The sequence below is a fragment of the Plantibacter sp. MPB07 genome (assembly GCF_046619465.1).
GTDB lineage: Bacteria > Actinomycetota > Actinomycetes > Actinomycetales > Microbacteriaceae > Plantibacter > Plantibacter auratus.
Window position 1 is genome coordinate 3,325,521 of the sequence record NZ_CP177043.1, and the last position, 22,115, is coordinate 3,347,635.

General features: G+C 70.0%; 25 protein-coding genes. 12 read left to right on the top strand and 13 right to left on the bottom strand.

Going from position 1 to position 22,115, the window contains the following annotated elements; translation table 11 throughout:
• Positions 1-39: 39 nt before the first annotated feature.
• Both ACLIME_RS15385 and ACLIME_RS15390 read right to left on the bottom strand, forming a co-directional pair.
• Positions 40-1,221: an alcohol dehydrogenase catalytic domain-containing protein gene (locus ACLIME_RS15385; RefSeq protein WP_411557449.1), complete on the bottom strand. Its 1,182-nt coding sequence runs from the start codon at positions 1,219-1,221 to the stop codon at positions 40-42.
• Between the two features lie 90 nt (positions 1,222-1,311).
• Positions 1,312-2,235: a LysR family transcriptional regulator gene (locus ACLIME_RS15390; protein WP_411557450.1), complete on the bottom strand. Its 924-nt coding sequence runs from the start codon at positions 2,233-2,235 to the stop codon at positions 1,312-1,314.
• A gap of 72 nt (positions 2,236-2,307) precedes the next feature.
• On the opposite strand from ACLIME_RS15390, the gene ACLIME_RS15395 reads away from it, so the two are divergent.
• Positions 2,308-3,246, top strand: a complete 939-nt coding sequence (locus ACLIME_RS15395; RefSeq protein ID WP_411557451.1) for a DMT family transporter — start codon at positions 2,308-2,310, stop codon at positions 3,244-3,246.
• 6 nt (positions 3,247-3,252) lie between these two features.
• Here ACLIME_RS15395 and ACLIME_RS15400 read toward each other — a convergent pair whose 3' ends face one another.
• The 4 genes from ACLIME_RS15400 to ACLIME_RS15415 are packed head-to-tail and all read right to left on the bottom strand — an operon-like array spanning position 3,253 to position 5,111.
• Positions 3,253-3,636 (bottom strand): hypothetical protein, encoded by a 384-nt coding sequence (locus tag ACLIME_RS15400; RefSeq protein WP_411557452.1) that lies wholly within the window; start codon positions 3,634-3,636, stop codon positions 3,253-3,255.
• On the bottom strand, positions 3,636-4,253 hold the full coding sequence (locus tag ACLIME_RS15405; protein WP_079706159.1) for a hypothetical protein: 618 nt from the start codon (positions 4,251-4,253) through the stop codon (positions 3,636-3,638). Before ACLIME_RS15405 ends, ACLIME_RS15400 begins: the two co-directional genes overlap by 1 nt.
• Entirely contained in the window at positions 4,250-4,801 is a 552-nt protein-coding gene (locus ACLIME_RS15410) for an RNA polymerase sigma factor (protein ID WP_079704557.1), read from the bottom strand. The genes ACLIME_RS15405 and ACLIME_RS15410 overlap by 4 nt, the downstream gene beginning before the upstream one ends.
• A 7-nt stretch (positions 4,802-4,808) precedes the next feature.
• Complete coding sequence (locus ACLIME_RS15415) at positions 4,809-5,111, bottom strand: hypothetical protein (protein WP_124768103.1); 303 nt, start codon at positions 5,109-5,111, stop codon at positions 4,809-4,811.
• Positions 5,112-5,242: 131 nt separating this feature from the next.
• On the opposite strand from ACLIME_RS15415, the gene ACLIME_RS15420 reads away from it, so the two are divergent.
• The gene (locus ACLIME_RS15420) at positions 5,243-5,764 is read left to right on the top strand and encodes a MarR family winged helix-turn-helix transcriptional regulator (RefSeq protein WP_411557453.1); all 522 of its coding nucleotides are present in this window, start codon (positions 5,243-5,245) and stop codon (positions 5,762-5,764) included.
• A 282-nt stretch (positions 5,765-6,046) separates the two neighbouring features.
• On the opposite strand, the gene ACLIME_RS15425 is transcribed toward ACLIME_RS15420, so the two are convergent.
• Both ACLIME_RS15425 and ACLIME_RS15430 read right to left on the bottom strand, forming a co-directional pair.
• Positions 6,047-6,364, bottom strand: a complete 318-nt coding sequence (locus tag ACLIME_RS15425; protein ID WP_086472701.1) for a hypothetical protein — start codon at positions 6,362-6,364, stop codon at positions 6,047-6,049.
• 100 nt (positions 6,365-6,464) lie between these two features.
• Positions 6,465-6,779, bottom strand: a complete 315-nt coding sequence (locus ACLIME_RS15430; RefSeq protein ID WP_064295809.1) for an ArsR/SmtB family transcription factor — start codon at positions 6,777-6,779, stop codon at positions 6,465-6,467.
• 83 nt (positions 6,780-6,862) lie between these two features.
• Between ACLIME_RS15430 and ACLIME_RS15435 the strand changes: the two genes are divergently transcribed.
• Positions 6,863-8,098 (top strand): MFS transporter, encoded by a 1,236-nt coding sequence (locus tag ACLIME_RS15435; RefSeq protein WP_411557454.1) that lies wholly within the window; start codon positions 6,863-6,865, stop codon positions 8,096-8,098.
• A gap of 22 nt (positions 8,099-8,120) precedes the next feature.
• Here ACLIME_RS15435 and ACLIME_RS15440 read toward each other — a convergent pair whose 3' ends face one another.
• The gene (locus ACLIME_RS15440; protein WP_411557455.1) at positions 8,121-8,612 is read right to left on the bottom strand and encodes an Lrp/AsnC family transcriptional regulator; all 492 of its coding nucleotides are present in this window, start codon (positions 8,610-8,612) and stop codon (positions 8,121-8,123) included.
• A gap of 91 nt (positions 8,613-8,703) precedes the next feature.
• Between ACLIME_RS15440 and ACLIME_RS15445 the strand changes: the two genes are divergently transcribed.
• Positions 8,704-9,372, top strand: coding sequence for a YitT family protein (locus ACLIME_RS15445; RefSeq protein ID WP_086472703.1), 669 nt, complete (start codon positions 8,704-8,706; stop codon positions 9,370-9,372).
• Positions 9,373-9,462: 90 nt separating this feature from the next.
• On the opposite strand, the gene ACLIME_RS15450 is transcribed toward ACLIME_RS15445, so the two are convergent.
• Together ACLIME_RS15450 and ACLIME_RS15455 are read right to left on the bottom strand one after the other, a co-directional pair.
• The gene (locus tag ACLIME_RS15450; protein ID WP_056009747.1) at positions 9,463-10,689 is read right to left on the bottom strand and encodes a pyridoxal phosphate-dependent aminotransferase; all 1,227 of its coding nucleotides are present in this window, start codon (positions 10,687-10,689) and stop codon (positions 9,463-9,465) included.
• Between the two features lie 82 nt (positions 10,690-10,771).
• Positions 10,772-11,845: a hypothetical protein gene (locus ACLIME_RS15455; RefSeq protein WP_411557456.1), complete on the bottom strand. Its 1,074-nt coding sequence runs from the start codon at positions 11,843-11,845 to the stop codon at positions 10,772-10,774.
• A 228-nt stretch (positions 11,846-12,073) separates the two neighbouring features.
• Between ACLIME_RS15455 and ACLIME_RS15460 the strand changes: the two genes are divergently transcribed.
• The 4 genes from ACLIME_RS15460 (at position 12,074) to ACLIME_RS15475 (ending at position 17,307) form a co-directional block, all read left to right on the top strand.
• On the top strand, positions 12,074-13,060 hold the full coding sequence (locus ACLIME_RS15460; RefSeq protein ID WP_411557457.1) for a 3-oxoacyl-ACP synthase III: 987 nt from the start codon (positions 12,074-12,076) through the stop codon (positions 13,058-13,060).
• Positions 13,054-15,732 (top strand): alpha/beta fold hydrolase, encoded by a 2,679-nt coding sequence (locus ACLIME_RS15465; protein ID WP_411557458.1) that lies wholly within the window; start codon positions 13,054-13,056, stop codon positions 15,730-15,732. Before ACLIME_RS15460 ends, ACLIME_RS15465 begins: the two co-directional genes overlap by 7 nt.
• The gene (locus ACLIME_RS15470; protein WP_411557459.1) at positions 15,729-16,697 is read left to right on the top strand and encodes an NAD-dependent epimerase/dehydratase family protein; all 969 of its coding nucleotides are present in this window, start codon (positions 15,729-15,731) and stop codon (positions 16,695-16,697) included. Before ACLIME_RS15465 ends, ACLIME_RS15470 begins: the two co-directional genes overlap by 4 nt.
• Positions 16,698-16,770: 73 nt before the next feature.
• Complete coding sequence (locus tag ACLIME_RS15475) at positions 16,771-17,307, top strand: GNAT family N-acetyltransferase (protein WP_411557460.1); 537 nt, start codon at positions 16,771-16,773, stop codon at positions 17,305-17,307.
• Positions 17,308-17,451: 144 nt separating this feature from the next.
• On the opposite strand, the gene ACLIME_RS15480 is transcribed toward ACLIME_RS15475, so the two are convergent.
• Positions 17,452-18,033, bottom strand: coding sequence for a helix-turn-helix domain-containing protein (locus tag ACLIME_RS15480; RefSeq protein WP_124768119.1), 582 nt, complete (start codon positions 18,031-18,033; stop codon positions 17,452-17,454).
• 107 nt (positions 18,034-18,140) lie between these two features.
• Here ACLIME_RS15480 and ACLIME_RS15485 point away from each other — a divergent pair, with 107 nt between their 5' ends.
• Positions 18,141-19,268, top strand: coding sequence for an epoxide hydrolase family protein (locus ACLIME_RS15485; protein ID WP_411557461.1), 1,128 nt, complete (start codon positions 18,141-18,143; stop codon positions 19,266-19,268).
• 20 nt (positions 19,269-19,288) lie between these two features.
• Here ACLIME_RS15485 and ACLIME_RS15490 read toward each other — a convergent pair whose 3' ends face one another.
• Positions 19,289-19,735 carry a MarR family winged helix-turn-helix transcriptional regulator gene (locus tag ACLIME_RS15490; protein WP_411557462.1) on the bottom strand — a complete coding sequence of 149 codons (447 nt, stop codon included), beginning with the start codon at positions 19,733-19,735 and terminating at the stop codon, positions 19,289-19,291.
• A 63-nt stretch (positions 19,736-19,798) separates the two neighbouring features.
• Here ACLIME_RS15490 and ACLIME_RS15495 point away from each other — a divergent pair, with 63 nt between their 5' ends.
• From ACLIME_RS15495 to ACLIME_RS15505, 3 genes are all read left to right on the top strand, one after another.
• Entirely contained in the window at positions 19,799-20,167 is a 369-nt protein-coding gene (locus ACLIME_RS15495; protein ID WP_411557463.1) for a VOC family protein, read from the top strand.
• Between the two features lie 33 nt (positions 20,168-20,200).
• Positions 20,201-20,734 (top strand): hypothetical protein, encoded by a 534-nt coding sequence (locus ACLIME_RS15500; protein WP_192004167.1) that lies wholly within the window; start codon positions 20,201-20,203, stop codon positions 20,732-20,734.
• A gap of 143 nt (positions 20,735-20,877) precedes the next feature.
• Positions 20,878-21,924, top strand: a complete 1,047-nt coding sequence (locus tag ACLIME_RS15505; RefSeq protein ID WP_411557464.1) for an NAD(P)-dependent alcohol dehydrogenase — start codon at positions 20,878-20,880, stop codon at positions 21,922-21,924.
• Positions 21,925-22,115 lie beyond the last annotated feature (191 nt).

The following is a 22,115-nucleotide window of genomic DNA, read 5'->3' on the forward strand; positions in this document are numbered from 1 at the left end:
GCCGAATGATCGGCGCGGGTCGTTTCGTGCTGTGGGCGGTTACGCCGACGGCTTCAGGACGACCTTGATGCAGCCGTCCTCCTTCTTCTGGAAGGTCTCGTACATCGCCGGAGCTTCGGCGAGCGGCACGCGGTGGGTCGCGAGGTCGAGCACGCCGAGCGGGTCGGTGCTGTCCTCGACGAGGGGGAGCAGCGTCGGGATCCAGCGGGCGACGTTGCACTGACCCATCCGGAGCGACACCTGCTTGTCGAACATCGACTTCATCGGCATGATGTCCGCCTCACCGGCGTAGACGCCGCTCAGGGACACGACGCCGCCACGGCGGACGAGCTCGAGCGCGGTGTGCAGGGCGGCGAGCCGGTCGATGCCGGCGTGCTCCATGGCCGGTCGCGCGATCGCGTCGGGCAGCACGCCGACGGCCGTCTGTGCCGCAGCCGCGATCGGTGACCCGTGGGCCTCCATGCCGACGGCGTCGACGACCCCGTCCGGGCCGCGTCCGCCGGTGGCGTCGCGGAGCTCCGCGACCACGTCGTCCGAGAGGTCGAGCGCACGGATGCCGTAGCGCTCGGCGAGGGCACGGCGCTCCGGCACCGGGTCCACGGCGAAGACCTCGAGACCGCGGTGCTTGGCGATGCGAGCCGCGAGCTGACCGACCGGGCCGAGGCCGAGCACGGTGATCGAGCCGCCGTCCGACACCCCGGCGTACTCGACGCCCTGCCAGGCGGTCGGGAGGATGTCGCTCAGGTAGAGGTAGGACTCGTCGGGCAGGTCACGACCGACGACGATGCAGTTCGCGTCGGCGAGCCGCACCTGCAGGAACTCGGCCTGTCCGCCCGGCACCTGCCCGTAGAGCTTCGTGTAGCCGTAGAGGGAGGCGCCGCTGCCGTGCTCGGTGACCTGGGTCGTCTCGCACTGCGACTGCAGCCCGTTGCGACACATGAAGCACTCGCCGCACGCGATGGTGAACGGGATGACGACCCGGTCGCCGACCGCGACGCGGGTGACCTCCGAGCCGACGGCTTCGACGACACCCATCGTCTCGTGGCCGAGGACGTCGCCGCGGTCGAGGAACGGGCCGAACAGTTCGTAGAGGTGGAGGTCGGAGCCGCAGATGGCTGCCGAGGTGACACGGATGATCGCATCGGTGGGGGCGGTGATCGCGGGGTCCGGGACGGTCTCGACCGACACCGAACGGCGACCCTGGTACGTGAGTGCGCGCATGGATGCTCCTTCGTCGTTGTCCTTCCACCCTGCGCCTCCTGGACGTCGGGCGACTGGGGGTGGACGTCTCGTCGGAGGGCTGATACGAGCTCAGCGTGCTGCGTCGGCGGCCACGCGCTGGAGGCTGGCGAGCACCGACCGGACCGCGGATCGCGCCATCGCCTCCGGTCTCGCCAGGACGTCGACGTGCCGGACGAGGACCGCGCCGGCGACCGGTCGGAGGACCATGCCGTCGACGGCCAAGGGCGCCGCCGTGGTGCGCGGCATGACGGCGATCGCCGCCCCCGTGCGGACGACCTGGGCGGCGACCGAGAACTCGTTGATACGGTGGTCGATCCGCGGCGCCCGGCCGCTCAGTGCGCCCAGGTGATGGAGGACGCCGGCGAGCGGGAACCCCTCGTGCGTGGAGATCCAGCGTTCGTCGCGCAGATCCTCCGGTCGCAGCTCCGACCGCGCCGCGAGCGGATGCGCCTCGTGCATCGCGATGTCGAGGGGTTCGACGAGCAGCGGCGTCACGACGAGGCGGTCGAGCGGCCACGCCGGTTCGTTCGAGAGGCGGTGGGCGATGACGAGGTCATAGTCGGCGGTGAGCCCGGCGAACCGGTCCTGCGCGACGTCGGCGTCGGCGAGGATGAGGCGCGGAACCGGACCGGTCACATTGACTCCGGGAATGGGGCCGCTCGCGAGCAGCGGTCCGAAGAACGCCAGCCCCGCGCTGTGGAACGCCGAGACGCTCACGGGGCGCTGCTCGTGTTGGAGGAAGGAGTCCACGGCGTCCCTCGCCTCGGCGAGTGCCTCCTCGACGCGCGCGGCGGCGACGGCCAGGGCTTCGCCGGCCTCGGTGAGGACGAGGCGGCGCCCGTGCTTCTCGGTGAGCGGCACCGGCATGGTGGCCTGCAGCGCGGCGAGCTGCTGCGACACGGCCGAGGCGCTGACGTGCATGGCTGCGGCGACCGCGGCGACGCTGCCACGGTCGCCGAGTTCGCGGAGGAGGCGGAGGCGCGCGGGATCCATAAGCTTTTCCTTCATCGTCGATCCAGACACTGCCTGTTGTTCTGTCGTGTCCGTCTCCAGGAGAGTAGCGGCATGGCCCGCCGCGCACCCTCCGAACTCATCGTCGATGTGCTGCTCGTCGGGGTCGCGGCGGTGTGGGGCGCCAGCTTCCTCGCGGCGAAGGGCCTCGCCGCCGTCACCGGTGTGCCGGCCGCGGTCGCCCTGCGCTTCCTGGTGGCGGTGATCGCCATCGGGCTCATCTGTCTCGTGCGACGGGAGCGACTCCCTCGCGGACGGGGCCTACTGATCGCGGCGGCACTCGGCTGCTCGCAGGCCGCGATCATCGGCCTCGAGACGTGGGGCGTGCACCTGACCTCGGCGACGAACGCCGGGCTGCTCATCAGCCTCGCGCTCGTCATGACGCCGGTGCTCGACGGTGTCGCGTCGCGGTCCTGGCTCCCGAGGTCCTATTTCGTCGCCGCGGTCGCAGCCGTGGTCGGTGTCGCGCTGCTCGTGTCGGACGGCGGTCTCCGCGCACCCACCGCGGGCGACGCGCTCGTGATCGCCGCCGCCGTCGTCCGTGCGGTGCACGTGACGTCGAGTGCGCACCTGACGCGAGGTCGAACCGACAGTACGCTCGGCGTCGTCTTCGTCCAGATGCTCGTGTGCGCCGGGGTGTTCAGCCTCATCGCCGGTGACGGGCTCGCGGCAGCTGTCACGCGGCTCGATCTGCGTGGCTGGCTGGACGTGCTGTTCCTCGGTCTGCTGTGTTCCGTGTTCGCGTTCGTCGTCCAGCTGTGGGCGGTGCGGCGGACTTCGGCCTCGCGCGCGAGCATCCTCATGGGGACCGAACCCGTCTGGGCGCTCCTCGTCGGCGTGCTCATCGCGGGGGAGGTGATCGGCCCGCTGGGTGCGCTCGGTGCGGCGCTGATCATCGTGGCGAGCTATGTCGGCCAGGCGATCGAACGCCGCCACCGCGCGCGGACGACCGGCACGGCACCCACGGTGCAGCAGGAGCCGGCGCCTGTCTGACGGGGTCTACGGTGTGGTCGCCGCGCCCGTGAGCGGCGTTCCCAGCGGTGCTGCGTCCTCGATCCGGCACACGCGGACGTCGATCTCATGGATCGGCGTCCCCGCCATCGACGTCGCGAGCACCCCGCGGATCGCATCGCCGACGAGACGGAGGGTCGCCGGGACCGGAGCCCCGTCGGTCACGCCGATGGTCACGCCGATCGTCAGCGCGCCGTCGGCTCCGCGACCGACGGCCACCTTCGTCGGCTTGTCGTCGTCACGCCCGACCGCGTCGGCGACGGTCCGCAGGACCGCACGGATCGGCGACCCGGACCCGTAGACTGTCGTGACCCCCGGTGTCGCAGCGACGACGGCGGTGAGCTGCTGCGAGAGTGCGGCATCGGTGTCCATCAGGAGTCCTCCGGCCGGGCGACGCGCTGCGTGTGGATGTCGATGATCGTGACGTCGACGGCGACCACGTTGAGCTCGGTGTGCGTGGCCAGTTCCGCGACGACGCGATCCCGGATGAGCTGCGACAGCCGTTCGAGGTTGTTGCCGAACGCGGCCGAGGCGGTGATCGCCACCGTGATGGGCGCGTCCAGGGTCGTCACATCGCCGTCGAGCCGGACCCGACCGACGATGACCCCGCCGACGCTGTCGCCCACCCCGCGGATCAGGGTGCGGACGGAGCCCTCCGTGATACGGAGGTGCACCTCGGGGTCCGGGTGCCTGAGTGGGATGTCCCGCCCGGCGTGCGCCTCGAGTGAGATGTTCTGAAGGACCGCGTGCATCCAGGAGCGGTCCTGCTCGGAGTGCGTCGCCGCCTCCGACTTGAGCAGCGCCCAGGTCTGGGTGCGCAGCCGGAGCAGGGCGTCGAGGGCGAGTTGGCAACCGGGGGAGGCTTCGATGTCGGGGTCGAGGGGCTCACGGCCGCTGTCGAGATAGTCGGAGAGCTCGTCGATGGTGTGCCCGTCGAGGTCGGCGCCGGCCAGGCCGTCGAGCATGGACTCGTGGTCGTCGTCGTTCATCGCCACACCTCCATCTCCCGCAGGACGGTCTGTCTGGCTCGCGCGAGCTGACCGCGCACCGTCGACGTCGGGACCCCGAGCGACTCGGCGATCTCGACGTACGACAGCCCGCCCGTCTCTTTGAGCATCCAGCACTCGCGCTGCATGGCGGGCAGTCGGTCGAGGACCGAGGCGAGTGCGCTCATCTGCATGCGCACCTCGACGACCCGTTCGGGGGACTGATGGGACGGGGCGGGGGCATTCCAATCCTCGATCTCGCTGTGTTCGCGGCGGCGTCTGATGCGGTCGATCGCCCGGTTCGAGACCATGCGCATCAGCCAGGACTTCACCGCGTTCGGGTCGTTCAGCCGGTCCAGCTGGCCCCACGCCTGGATGAGGACGTCCTGCACGACGTCCTCCGCCTCCGACTGGTTGCCCAGCACGCGGACGGCGTAGGCGCGCATGAGCGAACCGTGCCGGAAGACGAGGACCTCGAAGGCGGTGGCGTCTCCGTCGGCGGCGCGCTCGGCGAGGATGCCGTCCGGGAGCACCTCGAGCGAGCGCTTCACGGAGTGGTTAGAGGACGGCGAACGCGGTGAAGGCGACGGCGGTCGCGGACACGATCGCGGACGCGGCGACAGCGGCGACGTACGGAAACTGGAGCGTCTTCGCCGGGCCGTTCTCCACCGCCTCCTTGGCGCGGAGCAGGGAGACGAAGACCCCGAGGTCCTTGCCGGTGCTCGAGGCGGCGACGAAGCGGCCGTCCCGGAACTCGACCATGCCGGCGTACTCGCCGTCGACCGAGGCGACCCAGAGGGTCGCGTCCGGCTCGGCCCAGGCGACCGTGGTCCCCGTGCCTCGCTCCAACACCGTGCTCATGACTGCTCCTTGCTCAACGTTCGTGTTGTTAGAGAATCTAGCTATTCATGCGTCTGCATGTACCCCACTTGACATCGCGATCCGGACTCCGCTAGACAATCTCGTTACGAGAACCACTACTGTTGGACTTCATGACCGCCCAAGCCGTTGACGCGCAGCACTATTGGTACGAACAGGATGAGCACGAGCGCGGCCGCCGCATGCTTGAGGCCATGCGTCTGTACCGTGCCGCCGAGGCCGCGATGCGTCGTCGGACCCGCGACGAGATGCACATGGGCGAGAACGACCTCCTCGCGCTGCGGTTCATGCTGCGCGCCAAGCAGGAGCGCCGTCTGGTCAGCCCCACGGATCTGGGCGCCTACCTCGGCATCAAGACCTCATCGGTCACGGTCATGCTCGACCGCCTGGAGGCGGCGGGTCACGTCGTCCGTCGGCCGAGCGAGACCGACCGTCGCCGCGTCACCGTCTCGACCACCGACTTCGCCGACTCGGAGGTCCGCAAGACCCTGAGCCACATGCACCACCGCATGATGGAGGCGACCACCGGGATCGAACCGGAGATCGCTGCGGGCATCGTCGACTTCCTCGACCGCATGCGCGAGGCCGTCGACTCGATCGACCGCACCGAGCCCGAGGGGCAGCCGCAGCACTGAGCCGCGGCTCTGAGGCGTCGATGGGCCGGGAGGCCACTCGGTCTTCCCCACCTGGTCTGAGGGGAAACAGCGAGGCGGGCCGCACGGTCTGATCCGTGTGGCCCGCCTCCGAATGTCTTCGACGATTTCGACTGCGCGCTGCGGGCCCTCCAGGCGCCGCTCGAGCCGACTCTCAGAAGTCCCCGACCTTCGATGATCCGATGGTAATCGAGCACGTGTCGGACGGCCGATGCTTGAACGGTCGGATCGCTTGTGCTACTCGGGATCGTGCCGGTGGCCGTGTCAGTTGTCGGCGGACAGCTCCGGGTAGTCGGTCTCCGGCATGAGCTCGAGCCCCGCCGGCGTGTAGGTGCGGTCGAGCATGGCCTGCAACCAGGTGCGGTTGAGTGCGACCGGGCGTGAGCCGGTGAACCGGAAGACGATGGGGACGCCGGTCTCGATCCAGATGGCGTAGCGGCCCGAGCCGTGTGCGGGGTCGATCGTCCAGGAGAGGAGGAACGCCTCGCCCTTGCGGAGCTTGGAGACGACGACCATCTGCACATGGGCGAGGGTCCGATCCTCGAGTTCGAGTGCTTCGTTCCCGTACCGCAGCGTTCCCATGTTCCCCAGCCCCCTGTCGTCGTCTGCGCGGTCGATCACCGCGCCGACAATTCTGGCAGCTCCCGTGGATGCGGCGCGAATGCCAGAGCGGGAGTGCTCGTCAGTCGGCGTCGAGGACGGCGTCGAGGAGGCCCGGGAACCGGGTGTCGAGGTCGTCACGCCGCAGAGTGAGCGTGCGGTGGCGACCGTTCGGCTCGTTCCGGATGACGCCGGCCTCGCGGAGCACCTTCATGAGGTGGGACTTCGTCGACTTCGGGATCGTGGGGTCGAGGGCGGTGCAGTTCGCGGCGTCCATCGGTCCGTCCCGGAGTTGCCGCACCATCTCGAGTCGGTCCGGATCGCTGAGCGCGAAGAGCACGGCCGGCAGCTCGATCGCCTCGCGGTCGGGGTGCGTGAGATCGGCTGGTGCGGGCATGGTTCGATAATAGTTGAACAATGAGCGGAAAGCGCGTATCGTCCAATCGTTCGACATTTTTGGAACCGAAGGATGCCCGCCCCGTGCAGACGACGACCCCGTCACCCCCGACCCGACCCGTGCCCACCGCGGCTGACGGCGCGCCCGTGCTGCCGCGCCGTCGCTTCGGTTTCGTCCTCGCGGGGCTCGGCAGCACACTCATGCTCGCCGGTGCCAGCGCTCCGTCACCGTTCTACCCGGAGCTCCAGGAGCGGCTCGGCATCGGCCCGATCGGCGTCACCATCGCCTTCTCGGCCTACGCGCTCGCCCTGCTCGTCGCGCTCCTCACGATCGGTTCGGTCTCGGACCACCTCGGACGCCGCCCGGTGATCACCGCCGGGTTCGTCGTGCTCGCCGCGAGCATGCTGCTCCTCTGGCACGTCGACTCCGGAGCGCTGCTGTACCTCGCCCGCGTGCTCCAAGGCCTCGCCAGCGGGGCACTGCTCTCCACGCTGTCGGCGACGATCATCGATCTGGCCCCGCCCGAGCGGCCACGAGCGGCGACCCTGCTGAACGCCATCGCCCCGATGATCGGTCTGGCCTCCGGCACGATCCTCGCGGGCGTCCTGCTGCAGACGGTCGCCGACCCGTCGAGCTGGACGTTCCTACCGCTGGCGATCGCCTATCTGCTCATCGCGGCGTCCATCTGGATCGTGCCGGAGACCGCAGCCCGCACCCCCGGGTGGGCGCGCGCCATCCGTCCTCGCGCCGCCGTGCCGGTCGACGCTCGACGGCTCTTCGTCGTGAGCATCCCGATCGTGCTCGGTGGATGGGCGACCGGCGGGCTGTTCCTCTCCCTCGGGCCGAGCATCATGCACACGGAGCTCGGCGTGGACGGCCAGCTCGGAGGGGCACTCCTCATCGGGCTGCTGCCGGCCGCCGGGGCCGTCGCGGCCGCGGTGCTCCACCGTCGCCGACCCGTCGTCGCGGCCGTCTACGGGGCGTCCGCGCTGTCCGCCGGGACCGTGCTCCTGCTCGTCGCCCTGATCCTCGGGTCGCTCCCGGTCGCGGTGGTCGCCGTCGTGATCGCCGGAACCGGGTTCGGCACGGCGTTCATGGGCACGATCGCCTCGCTCGTCCCGCTCGCGCCGACCGACGAACGCGCTGAGCTGTTCGCGGCGCTGTACATCGTCGCGTACCTGTCCTTCGGCGTGCCGGCCGTCATCGCCGGCCTGCTCGCCTCGGCCATCGGGCTCCACGCCACGGTGCTCGGTTACGGCACGGTCGTCGCGATCGCCGCGGGCGCGGCCGCTGTGGTGCGCGCCCGGTCGGCGCGCTGACGGTTCGGGCCCGCTGACGACCTCAGCGCGCTGACGGCCCCTCGGTGAGGCGATCGAGGAGGGTCGACGCGCGGTACGGGATGACCTCGATCAGGGAGACCTTGGTGTTCGTCCGGACCACGCCAGGGGCAGCGAGGAGGACGCCCGCGATGCGGTGCAGGTCCTCAGTGTCGTGTGCCACGACCTTCGCGAAGAGGTCGGCGTCGCCGGTGGTCGCGTGCACCTCGACGATCTCCGGGATCGACTCGAGGGCCGCATAGGCCTCGGTCGCGAGGTCCTGACGGATGGAGATCTCGATGAAGGCGGTCAGCGGGTAGCCGAGCGCCGAGAGTCGGACCCGTCGGCTGGGGGCGGCCAGTGCGCCGCTCGTCTCGAGTCGGCGCAGACGGGCGTGGACGGTGTTCCTCGCGACGCCGAGGGTGCGTGCAAGGGCGAGCGCCGTCATGGATGGGTCGTCGTCGAGCGCAGTCAGGATGCGCGCGTCGAGGTGGTCGATGGTCGCAGGATGAGGCATGCTGCTCACTCTCGGGCTGGGAATCGAGCACGATGACCATTGCATTCTACTCGTGTTGCGCAAGACGACGAGCTGACGCATCGTTGGCGGAATGAGCACCCAGCAGCCGAGCGCCGCGACGTCGAGCGCGCAGCAGGCTCCCTCCACACCTGCCCCGGCGCCGTCTCCGGTCCGACACGGGGTGGTCGAGGACATCCTCGGGCTGCTCGTCGGCGTCACCGTGGTGTCGTTCGGCCTCTTCATCCTGAAGGCCGGTTCGGCGGTGACCGGCGGGACGGCCGGCCTGTCGCTCCTCGTCAGCTACCTCGCGCCCGTGCCGTTCCCGGTGCTGTTCATCGCGATCAACCTGCCGTTCTTCCTGCTCGCGATCCGCGGCAAGGGCTGGGTGTTCACGCTGCGGAGCGGCGGCGCGATCGTGCTCGTGTCCGTCCTGTCCGGGGTGCACCCGCTGTTCCTGCCGGTCGGACACATCGACCCGTTCTACGCGGCCGTCGTCGGCAACGTGCTCTGCGGCGTCGGCATCCTGATCCTCTTCCGACACCGGGCGAGCCTCGGCGGGTTCAACATCGTCGCGCTCATCCTGCAGGACCGCTTCGGCATCCGTGCCGGCTACGTCCTCATGGCCGTCGACACCGTGGTCGTGCTCGTGTCGCTCGTCGCCGTGCCGCCGCTCAACGTGCTCGTCTCGGCGCTCGGTGCGGTCCTCCTGAACCTCATCCTCGCGCTCAACCACCGGCCGGGCCGCTACCTCGGCGTCTAGGGCAGGAGATCCGCCCGGCAGCAGGACATCTCGAGCCGGAACGTCCTGCTGTGGTGCTGATCTCCTGTTGCGGTGCTGCTGCTCGCGCGCCTACTGCTTGTAGGACGACAGGAAGTTCCCGAGCCGCTCGATCGCGTCCGTCAGCACGCGCTCCTCGGGCAGGGTCACGACCCGCAGGTGGTCGGGGTCCGGCCAGTTGAAGCCCGTGCCCTGGACGAGCAGGATGTGCTCCGCCACGAGCAGATCGTGGACGAGCTGCTCGTCGTCGTGGATCTCGTGGACCTCGGGGTCGAGGCGAGGGAAGGCGTAGAGCGCACCCATGGGCTTGGTGCAGGAGACGCCCGGGATGGAGTTGAGGCCGGCCCAGGTGGCGTCGCGCTGCTCGAGCAGGCGACCACTCGGTGCGATGAGCGCGTCGATCGACTGCACGCCGGAGAGCGCAGCCTGCACGGCGTGCTGCGCCGGCACGTTCGGGCACAGACGCGTGGACGCCAGGAGGGTGATGCCCTCGAGGAAGCCCCGCGCATGGTCACGCGGCCCCGTGATGACGAGCCAGCCGGACCGGTAGCCGGCGACGCGGTAGGTCTTCGACAGGCCGTTGAAGGTGAGGCAGAGGAGGTCTGGGGCGACGGTCGCCATCGGGATGTGGACCGCGTCGTCGTACAGGATGCGGTCGTAGATCTCGTCGGCGAGCAGCAGCAGCCCGTGCTCGCGTGCGACGCCGGCGATCTGCTCCAGCACCTCGCGGGAGTACACCGCGCCCGTGGGGTTGTTCGGGTTGATGACGACGATTGCCTTGGTGTTCGGCGTGATCTTGGAGCGGATGTCCTCGATGTCGGGCGCCCAGTCCGCCTCCTCATCGCAGCGGTAGTGCACCGGCGTGCCACCCGCGAGGCTCGTCATCGCGGTCCACAGCGGGTAGTCGGGCGCGGGGATGAGGACCTCGTCGCCGTCGTCGAGGAGGGCCTGCATCGTCATCGTGATGAGCTCGGAGACGCCGTTGCCGAGGAACACCCACTCCGGGTCGACCCGGGGGAACCCCTCCATCTCCTCGTAGCGGTAGGAGACGGCCTGACGCGCGGAGAGGATGCCGCGGCTGTCGCTGTACCCGTGGGAGTGGGGGAGCGCGGCGATCATGTCGCGCACGATCTGGTGCGGTGCCTCGAAGTCGAAGATCGCGGGGTTGCCGGTGTTGAGCTTCAGGATGCGGTGCCCGTCGGCCTCGAGACGCACGGCCTCGACGAGGGCCTTCCCCCGGATCTCATAGAGGACGCTTTTCAGCTTGGAGGACTGGTCGAGGGTGCGGCGGGTGGTCATCCCCACAGGCTACTGCGGGGATGTGAGCGCACGACAATGCCGATTCAGGGATCGCGGCTCCCGCGGTCGGTCGGCTCCGGTGTCAGACGGCAAGGGCCTCGAGGCGGGCGAGGAGCACCGGACGAGGAGGCCGCGCCGTGCGGACGACGTCGAGCGCGGTCCGGCCGTCGGTGAGGACGACGGCCGGGTCGAGGCCAGGCGCGGCGAGGAGCACGTCGTACAGCGGTTCGAGTCGGTTCTCGGGGAAGTTGCCCTGCCCGGCGAGTGCGGTCAGCGGGACACCGTTCGCCGGTGAGGACGCGTTGACGTCGGCACCCGCGGTGATGAGTGCGCCGAGCACCCCGGCGTCCTGCTCGGCGTTCCGCTCACCGGAGCGGTCGAGCGCGAGGTGGAGGACGCTGTCGCCCTCGGCGGTGCGCAGGGCGACGTCGGCACCGTCGGCCAGCAGCTGCTGGACGAACGTGGATCGGACGGTGAGATCGGGATTGCGCAGGACGGCGTGGAGCAGGCTGTCGCCGTTCTCGTCGACCGCGGACGCGAGGCCTGGGGTGTAGACGGCTCGGAGCTCGTCGAGGTTCTGCCAGGTCGCCGTGCGGGTCACCGCCTCGGCGGCGGGGGCGAGTCCGGCCGCATCCAGATACACCGTCACCAGGTCGAACAGCTGCGGCCGCCGGAAGCGACTCGAGCGCGCGCGGTCGAGCACCGAGTGCCCGTGCGGGTCGGGCGCGAGGAGCTCGAGGCCCGGCTGGTCGAAGAACGCACGGTAGTAGGGTTCGAGCTCCGCTTCGGACAGCTTCGGGTGGTCGACCTCCTCCACCGGGCGGCGCTGGTGTCGTCCGGCGGGCCGGTTCACGTCGGCACCGGCGGCGATGAGGCGACGGACGAGCGGAGGGTCGACCTCGGGGTCCCGGGTGCGCTGCGCCAGCAGGACGTGCAGCAGCGTGTACCCCTCGTCGAGGACGACCGTCGCATCCGCCCCGTCGTCAAGGAGCCGCCCGGCGATGAACGCGCGCGTCGCCGGATCCTGGTTGGACATCGCCTCGGCCAACAGCGGCAGCCCGGTCGAATCGGTGTACGAGGGCCAGGTCTCGGGGTCGTAGGCCGCCTCGAAGTCCTCGATGCTCGCACGCTTCAACCAGTAGGGCCGGACCACCATCGTGACATCCTCCGATCGGGCGGCACCGGCGGAATGGGCCGCGCCCACCAGCCTAGGCGGACGCCCCGCGCGCTGTCCGGCTGGACGCCCGCTGTCAACGTCGGGGACACGATTCGTCCACGTTCAGGGTAGAGGAGTACCGTCAGACGCTGGCGGTCAAGACTGCCTGGTCAGAGGCACGGAGGAATCGTGACCGGAAACGCAACTACCCGATTCGACAATGTGGCCATGTTGTCGGTGGCGAGCACGCTGCCGTCCGCAGTGGTGACCTCGGTCGAGATCGAAGAGGGCCTCGCGGCCGCGATGAAACGCGCCCGCCTCCCGAAGGGCATCCTGCGACGCGTCGCCGGTGTGGTCGAGCGACGACACTGGGGCCCCGGTGAGAACTCGGATGACGCCACGGTGTCGGCCGGACGCCGTGCGCTGGCCGAGGCCGGCATCTCGCCATCGCAGATCGGCCTCATGATCAACACCTCGGTCACGAGACAGCACCTCGAACCGTCCGTCGCCGTGCGCATCCACGACGGCCTCGGGCTGCCGAGCTCCGCCATCAACTTCGACATCGCCAACGCCTGCCTCGGGTTCGTCACCGGCATGACCATGGCCGCCGCCATGATCGAGTCCGGACAGATCGAGTACGCGCTCATCGTCAACGGTGAGGACGCGAGCGAGGTCCACGCCAACACGATCGAGCGCCTGAGCGGCAGCACCATCGACCGCGACGACTTCATGAGCGAGTTCGCCTCCCTCACGCTCGGCTCGGGAGCGGCCGCCGCCGTCATCGGCCCGGCGGACCGCCACCCGGAGGGGCACCGCATCCTCGGCGGCGTCACCCGTGCCGCGACCGAGTTCAACCACCTCTGCGTCGGCAGCGTCGACGGCATGTTCACGGACGCCCGAGCACTCCTCAAGGGCGGGCTCGACCTCGTCGTGTCCGCGTGGAAGGAAGCGGCCGGCAACGACTGGCGCTGGTCCAAGATGGACCGCTACATCACGCACCAGGTCTCGTCGATCCACACCGACTCCATGGTGAAGGCCGCGTCACTCGACCGCAGCCGGGTGCCGGTCACCTACCCGTACCTCGGCAACGTCGGACCGGCCTCCATCCCGATCACCCTCGCCGACCAGCAGTCCACGCTCCAGAAGGGCGACCGCGTCCTGCTTATGGGTGTCGGATCCGGGCTGAACACCGGCCTCATGGAACTCGCGTGGTAGCGGGCACCGTCGCCGCGAACGTCGGTCTGCGGACCATGGGGGTGCGCGCCGCAGGTCTGCCCGGCCTGCCCGCCGCCTTCTCCCACCGTATCGACGTCCCCGGCCGCCTGGCCGACGCCGGCACCACGCGCAACTGGCACTACCTCGACACCGCCTCGGCGCTCGCCGAAGCCGGCGCGACACCGGTCGGCACCGTGCTCGCCGTCCACGGGAACCCGACGTGGTCGTACCTCTGGCGCTCGCTCGTCACGCAGTCGGTCGAGCAGGCGTCCTCCGGTGGCGACGCCTGGCGCGTCGTCGCGGTGGACCAGCTGGAGATGGGCTGGTCGGAGCGCACCGAGACCACCCGGACCCTCGAACAGCGGATCGCCGACCTCGCCGCCTTCACCGAGACGCTCGGCATCACCGGTCCCGTCGTCACGCTCGGCCACGACTGGGGCGGCGTCATCTCCCTCGGCTGGGCGACGGAGCACCCGGAGGAGCTCGTCGGCTCGATGCTCCTCAACACCGCCGTGCACCACCCGGAGGGCACGGCGATCCCCGCGCCGCTGCGTCTCGCAGGCGCTCGAGGCATGCTCGGTGCCGGATCGGTCCAGACCACGGCGTTCCTCGACACGACGCTCTCCCTCGCGTCACCGCCGCTCGACCGCGACGTCCGCGACGCCTACCGGAGCCCGTACGGGTCGCCGGCCCGCCGTCGGGGGATCGGCGCGTTCGTCGCCGACATCCCCGCGACGAACGACCACGTCAGCTTCCCGCGCCTCGAGCGCCTCGCCGACGACGTCGCCCAGCTCCGCGTCCCGGCCGTCATGCTCTGGGGCCCGCGCGATCCGATCTTCAGCGACCGCTACCTCGACGACCTCGCCGACCGCCTTCCGCACGCCGAGGTCCACCGCTTCGAGGGCGCCGGCCACCTCGTCATCGACGACGCCCCCGTCGCCGAATCGCTGCTCACCTGGCTCGGCGACCGCCTGCCGCAAGGTGTGGCGGCGGAGACCGTGCCAACTGCTCCCGCCGAGGCGTCCGCGTCCGACGGCGGCTTCGAGCCGCTGTGGCGTCGGCTCGACCAGCGTCGCACCGACGACGGCGACGCCATCGTCGAGCAGCGCGGGTCCGGAACCGCACGTCGCGTCAGCTGGCGGCAGCTCGACGACCGCGTGACCCGCCTGGCCGCCGGACTGCATCGCATCGGTGTGCGGCGCGGCGACCGCGTGTCGCTGCTCGTCACCCCCGGTGCCACGCTCACCGCCGTCATCTACGCCTGCCTGCGCATCGGCGCGGTCGTGGTCGTCGCCGACGCCGGTCTCGGCGTCAAGGGACTCCACCGAGCCGTGCGCGGTGCCTGGCCCGCCTACGTCATCGGTGAGACCAAGGGGCTCGCCGCAGCCCGGGCGCTCGGCTGGCCCGGCGTGAAGGTCTCAGCCGCCCGCCTCCCCGGCGCGACAGCAGCAGCGCTCGGCGTCTCCTACAGCCTCAAGGACCTGCTCGACACCCGCACGACGCCTGAGCTGCCCAGCGAACCCGGCCCGACCGACCTCGCGGCGATCCTGTACACCTCTGGATCGACCGGCCCGGCTAAGGGTGTGAAGTACACCCACGCCCAGCTGTCGTCGCTCCGTGACGTCCTCTCGGAGCACTTCGCGATCACCGCCGATTCGGGACTCGTCACCGGCTTCGCTCCGTTCGCCCTCCTCGGTCCGGCGCTCGGTGCCCGTTCCTCGACGCCGGAGATGGACATCTCGGCGCCCCGGACGCTCACCGCCCGGGCGGTCGCTGCCGCCGTGGCGGAGACGGATGCCGACATCGTGTTCCTCTCGCCGGCCGCCATCCTGAACGTGGTCGCGACGGCCGACGCGCTCGACGCAGCGGACCGACAAGCGCTCCAGGGCGTCAGGACCGTGCTCTCGACGGGCGCGCCCGTCAGTCGCCAGCTCCTCACGGCACTCGTGGGTGTCCTCCCCAACGCATCCGCGCACGCGGTGTACGGCATGACCGAGTGCCTGCTCGTCTCTGACATCACCCTCGAAACGCTGCCCGACGAGGACACCGAGCACACGGGTGTGTGCGTCGGGACGCCCATCGGCGGCGTCGACGTGCGCATCAGCCCACTCGATGAGGCCGGACGCGCCACGGGTGCGCCGACGCAGGACGCGGATCGCCTCGGCGAGGTCATCATCTCGGCGGAGCACCTCAAGTCGCAGTACGACCGCCTCTGGCTGACCGACCGTGCCGCTGCCCGCGACGTCGCCGATGACGGACGCTGGCACCGCACCGGCGATGTCGGGCATCTCGACACCGATGGCCGCCTCTGGATCGAGGGCCGTCTGCCGCACGTGATCGCGACCCAGGACGGACCGATCGCTCCGGTCGGACCGGAGCAGGCGATCGAGACCGTGTCGCTCGTTCGCCGCGCAGCCGTCGTCGGCGTCGGCCCCGAGGGTCTCCGCCAGTGCGTCGCGATCGTCGAGACGACCACGGGTACGAAGCGGGTCCAGCTCGCCGATGCGGAGCTCGCCGCGCAGGTGCGGGACGCTTCGACGCAGCCGCTCGTCGCGGTGTTCGTCGTACCCGAGCTGCCGACGGACATCCGCCACAACTCCAAGATCGACCGCACCCGCCTGTCGGTGTGGGCGGAAGGCATCCTGGCCGGTGAACGGCTGAGCACCCCGTGACGGTCCTCGTGACCGGCGCGAGCGGCATGCTCGGCCGCGAGGTCGCGTTGGAGCTGCTCCGCGCCGGCCACCACGTCCGCGTCCTGCAGCGCGGCCCGTCGGCGCTCGCCGATGTCGAGGAAGTGCGCGGGTCGATCACCGACGCGGCGGTCGTCGAGACGGCGATGGACGGTGTCGACGCCGTCGTCCACCTGGCCGCGAAGGTCTCGTTGGCGGGTGACCCGGCGGAGTTCGAGCGCGTCAACGTCGCCGGGGCCGAGGTCGTCCTCGACGCCGCCGAGACCGCGGGCGTCTCACGATTCGTCCACATCTCCTCGCCGTCCGTCGCGCACGGTGGCTCGGCGCTCGTGGGTGTCGGTGCGGAACCGGCCGACCCGGACGCAGCACGCGGGGAGTACGCGCGGACGAAGGCGAAGGGTGAGCTGCTCGCCCTCGAACGTGACCGTCGCGGGTTCGCGGTCGTCGTCGTGCGGCCGCACCTCGTCTGGGGTCCGGGCGACCCGCAGCTCGTCGAGCGCATCGTCGACCGCGCACGCCGCGGCCGGTTGCCGTTGCTCGACGACGGAACCGCCCTCATCGACAGCACGTACGTCGCGAACGCGGCGTCGGCGATCGCGGCGGCACTCGAGCATGCGGAGACGGCACACGGTCGTGCGTTCGTGGTGACGAACGGTGAGCCGCGTCCGGTCGGCGAGCTGCTCGCGGGCATCTGTCGTGCTGCCGGCGTGAAGCCGCCCGCCTTCAGTGTCCCCGCCGGCGTCGCCCGGGCTGCAGGTGGGCTCGTCGAGCGCCTGTGGAGCATCCGTCCCGGCGCCGATGAGCCGCCGATGACGCGCTTCCTCGCGGAACAGCTGTCGACCGCCCACTGGTTCGACCAGCGTCAGACCCGCGCGGCCTTGCACTGGACGCCGGCGGTCTCGATCGACGAGGGACTCGAACGCCTGGCGGAGCACTACCGCGGCTGAGGTCTTCTCCTCGACCCGGCCGTCGCCGTGCGACCGCTGCAGTCGTGGCGATCCGACTGCCAGACTGTGCAGCATGCCCGACACCTGCTTGCGTCCCTGGCTGCCGGACGATGCCGCCGCCCTGCAGGCCGCGTTCATCGCCGACGTCGATCTGGCTCCGCAGTTCGGGGGCGCCGAACTGTCGGCGGTCGAGGACGCCCGTCGCTTCATCACGCAGGAATTACGGTCTTCCGACGACCGTCGGAATTGGGCGATCATCCGCGACGGTGGTGTCGTGGGGAACGTCGGAATGTCGGCGATCGATCGACGACACGCGACGGCTTGGATCTCCTACTGGCTGGCCGGTGACGCGCGGGGCCAGGGCCTGGCCACCCGTGCGGTCATGACGGTCGTCGAGTGGGCGTTCACGCATGGGCTCTTCCGGTTGGAGCTGGGGCATCGGGTCAACAATCCGGCCTCCTGTGCCGTCGCGACCCGGGCGGGGTTCCTCCCGGAGGGCGTCGAACGCCAGAAGCTCGCGTACGGCGAGGAACGGTTCGACGTCGAGTTGCACGCGCGCCTGGCGACGGACCCCGAACCGACCGGCGGTCGCCTCCCGTTCGTGCGCTAGGGGGCGTCGGTCAGCCCGTTGAGCGCTTCGCGGCAGCCAACACGTCCACGGCGAGGCGAAACACGTCGTCTCGACTGTCCGTCAAGCTCATCGAATCTTCGCCGTAGAGGCGGACGAAACCCGGATCCAACTGCGGCTCACGGTTCACGCGCGGCTCAGGCTCTGCTCGTCGATGAAGATGTTGAGGCGCCGCAAGTGCTCCGGCGAGCGGGTGCGCGCACGCTCCCGCAGGCTGTCGAACTGGGAGACGAACCATGGCTCGGGCAGCGGCGTCAGCTCGGGCCATCGTGCGGTGAGCGCATCAGGCAGTGCTCGGCCGTAATGGGCACGGAACAGGGTGTCCCATCCGGTATCCGGGAGTTGCTCTGGAGGTCTGGCGAACAGCGGATCAGTCGCAAGGTCGGGCTCGACTGCGACCTTCTGCGCCGCTTGCGTCAGCAGGCGGAGGGCGAACGTGCGATCTCCCTCGAGGAGTGCGTCGCTCATCGCCTGGGAGACTCCGGCGGGCGAGAACCGAGCGGCGGGTGATGACGACTCGACCGCGTTGATGACGATGTCCTTCCCCAGGGCGCGCAGTGCCCGCTCGAGCGATGCCAGCTTGATCGTCGCGTCCTCCTCGGACTTCAAGAGCTGCGAGATCGCCCCAGGCGTGACGTGCAGGCGCCGAGCCAGTTCGGCCCCGCTCGTCCCCGCCGCGCTCATCGTGTCCCGAATCAGCGTACTCATCGACTCCCCGATCATTAGCTATAGCTAAATGATACCCGAACATCGTGATCGAACACCGTCGCTGCGCATCTTCATCCCTGTCGGACGTCTGCCCTAGCGTCGAGCGCATGCGTTCGTTCCGGATCCAGGTGCCCGATGCCGACCTCGAGGACCTGCGGCGGCGACTCGACACGGTTCGCCTCCCCGCCGCGATCGGTGACGCCGGCGAGGAAAGCGCCCTCTCGCTCGACCGGTTACGTACGCTCGTCGGCCACTGGCGGGACGGCTTCGACTGGCGACGCATCGAACGCGAGCTGCAGGAGGTGTCGCAGTTCGAGGCGGAGGTCGACGGGCAGCGGCTGCATGTCGCGCGGCTACCGGCTCCGGACGGCGTCACGGTGACGATCCCGGTGATCGCGTTCCACGGCTGGCCGTACTCCTTCGTCGAGATGCTGCCGCTGGCGAGGGAACTCGCAGGACGCACGGTCGACCTCGGCGGCGGCCGGACACTCGGCTTCGAGGTCGTCGTCCCCTCGCTGCCCGGGTACGGGTTCTCAGCGCCCCTCGCGGACCGGCCGTTCACCGGGCCGGTGGTCGCCGAGCTCATGCACAGGCTCATGACCGAGGTGCTCGGGCATGCGAGCTACCTCACCTACGGCGAGGACGTCGGGTCGACGACGAGCGACTGGCTCGCGGCGCTCCATCCCGAGTCGGTCATCGGTCAGTTCGCGACGCACGCCGCCTTCCCATCTGCGTCCCGAGCGCGCGACCTCACCGCCGAGGAGCAGGACTGGCTCGACCGACACGACCAGGAGTGGGCTCGCGGTCTCGCCTATGCCCGGGTGCAGGCCACCAGGCCCGAGATCCTCGCGACGGCCCTGAACGACTCGCCGGTGGGCCTCGCCGCATGGATCGCGGAGAAGCTCCTCGCGTGGGCGGGCGAGGGGGACTGGTGGACCGACGACGAGCTGCTGACCACGGTCTCGCTGTACTGGTTCACGCAGAGCGTCGGGTCATCGTTCCGGCCGTATCGCGACCACCCGAAGCAGCCTGAACTCCCACTGATCGAGGTGCCCGTGGCCGTCGCCGTGCAGACGGGCGAACGCGGACTCCCGCGCTCCTACGCGGCGCGGACGTACACCGACATCCGGAGCTGGGAGGAGCTGGACTGCGGTGCGCACTTCACGGCCTGGCAGGTGCCGGACGTGGTGGCGGACCGGATCGAGGCGTTCGCCGTGACCCTGCTCGAGGACTGACCGGCCGAGGAGGCGGGCCGTCAGGCGTCGGCGTCGCGAAGTGAGCGGATCATGCTGCGCAGGATGCTGAGCGCCGCCTGCTGATCGTCCGCGGTCAGGTCGCTCAGCATCCGCACCTCGACCGATCGCACCGCGGCGGTCGCCTGCGCGAGGTGCTCGCGACCGAGCGGCGTCAGCTGAGTGGGCAGGGCCTTCCCAACGGGTGCCTGTTCCGGTCGACTGACGAAGCCGTCGCGCTCGAGGGCCTGCAGGAGCACGTTCATGGACTGTCGGGTGACGAAGGCGCCGCGAGCCAGTTCCGAGTTCGACAGCCCGGGTCGCTGGGCGAGGAGTTCGAGGCAGGAGTAGTGCGTGATCGTCATGCCGAGTGGCCGCAGCACCGCCTCCATGGCTGAGCGGAGTGCGCTCGACGCCTCCTTCAGGAGGTACCCCAGCGAGGTGTCCAGTTCGATCCCGCGTTGACTCATGTCAGTATTCTGACATAGGCTGAGTGTGTCAGATAACTGACACAAGAGAAATGGACGCACATCATGCCCGTCACCGGACCCGACTTCATCTCCCTCCAGGTCACCGACCTCGACGCCTCGCAGGCCTTCTACGAGCAGTACCTCGGTCTCGTCCGCTCGCAGGCCGGCCCGCCGCACGCGGTCGTCTTCGAGACGTCGCCGACCGCCTTCGCCCTGCGCGACATCGTCCCCGGAGCCGACCTCGCCTCGGTGAACCAGCCCGGGATCGGCGCGGCGATCTGGCTGCACGCCACCGACGTCCAGGAGATCCACGACGCCCTCGTCGCCGACGGCCACGCGATCGTCTCGGCGCCGATCGACGGCCCGTTCGGTCGCACCTTCACCTTTGCCGACCCCGACGGCTACCAGCTGACGCTCCACGACCGCGCCTGAGTTGTTCAGTGCCCGACGCGTCAGAATGGACGGATGCGACGATCGAGAGTGCACGTGATGGGCGCCAGTGGCAGTGGCGTGACGACGCTCGGGCGGGCGCTCGCCGATCACTGGTCCGTCCCGCATGCCGACGCCGACGACTACTTCTGGGTGCCGACGGACCCGCCTTACGTCACCAAGCGTTCTGACGCGGAGCGGGTGCGGCTCATGCGCGAGCTGTTCGTGCCGCGCGAGGCGTGGGTCCTGTCGGGTTCGATGCCCGGCTGGGGCGACGAGATCGTCGCCGAGTGCGACGCGATCGTCTTCGTGACCCTCGATCCGGCGGAGCGGCTGCGGCGCCTGGAGGCCCGAGAGATCGAGCGGCGGGCAGGCGAACCGCACGACGACCGCGCGTGGCGGGAGTTCCGTGAGTGGGCGAGCGGCTACGACGACCCTGCGTTCGACGGCCGGAGTCGGGCGTCGCACGAGGCCTGGCTCGCGACCCTGCCGCAGCCGGTCCTCCAGGTCGACAGCGGGCTGTCGCGAGCTGAGCTCCTCGAGGTCGTCCTGGCCTGGGAACCGCGCTGACGGGTGTCGGTGTCAGAGCGCTGTCAACGGGGTGCCGGCCGCCGGATCGAGGCGCATACTGGAACGGTCAGACTTATCTGACACACGTCGCTTAGTGAGCGACTGCGGCGTGCGGTTCCGACGCTCGAGGAGGATGTCTCACCATGAAGGCACTGCGGTACACGAAGATCGGCTCGGCCCCCGAGGTCGTCGAGATCGAGAAGCCGACACCGGGGCCGGGTGAGATCCTGCTGAAGGTCACCGCCGCCGGTGTCTGCCACTCCGACGACTACGTCATGAGTCTCCCCGAGGAGGACTACCTCGCGCAGCAGTACCCGCTGCCGCTCACGCTCGGTCACGAGGGTGCCGGTGTCATCGAGTCGTTCGGTGAGGGTGTCGAGACCGGCCTGCAGATCTGTGACGCGGTCGCCGTCTACGGACCGTGGGGCTGTGGTCACTGCCTCAACTGCTCCCAGGGCAAGGAGAACTACTGCACGAACGCCGCCGCCGAGGGCATCCGTCCTCCCGGGCTCGGCGCGCAGGGTTCCATGGCCGAGTACATGATCGTCGACGACGTCCGCCACCTCGTGCCGATCGGCGACCTCGACCCCGTGAAGAACGTGTCCCTCACCGATGCCGGCCTCACGCCGTACCACGCGATCAAGCGCAGCCTGCCGAAGCTCGGTGCCGGCACCTTCGCCGTCGTCATCGGATCCGGTGGTCTCGGTCACGTCGGCATCCAGATGCTCAAGGCGCTCTCCGGAGCGACGGTCATCGTCCTCGACGTGAGCGACGAGAAGCTCGAGCTGGCGAAGCACGTCGGTGCCGACGTCACGCTCATCAGTGACGAGTCGGCGGCCGGCAAGATCCGCGAGCTGACCGGCGGGGTCGGTGTCGACGCCGTGTTCGACTTCGTCGGCGCGAACCCGACGATCGCCACGGCCACCGCGGTCGCCGCCATGGAGGCGGACGTGACGATCGTGGGCATCGGCGGCGGATCGGCGACCATCGGCTTCGGATCGATCGCCTACGACGCCGCCGTCCGCGTGCCGTACTGGGGTTCGCGGAGCGAGCTGATCGAGGTGTTCGAGCTCGCGAAAGCGGGCAAGGTCGACGTCGAGGTGCAGCCGTACTCGCTCGACGACGCCCCGAAGGCCTACGAGGACCTGCACGCGGGCACGATCCGCGGGCGTGCGGTCATCGTCCCGTAACCACGACTCCCGGAACCGGCGTCCGTCGCACTCGTGGCGGGCGCCGGTTCTGCGTTTTCAGTGCACCTCGGCGCAGGGTTCACACCCCGGAAACACTTTCGACACTGCATCGAAACTCCACCAACGCATACTTTCAATACAGTATCGAAATGAGTCGCGGCGAGGGCAGCGACGTAACCGGAGGAGCATCC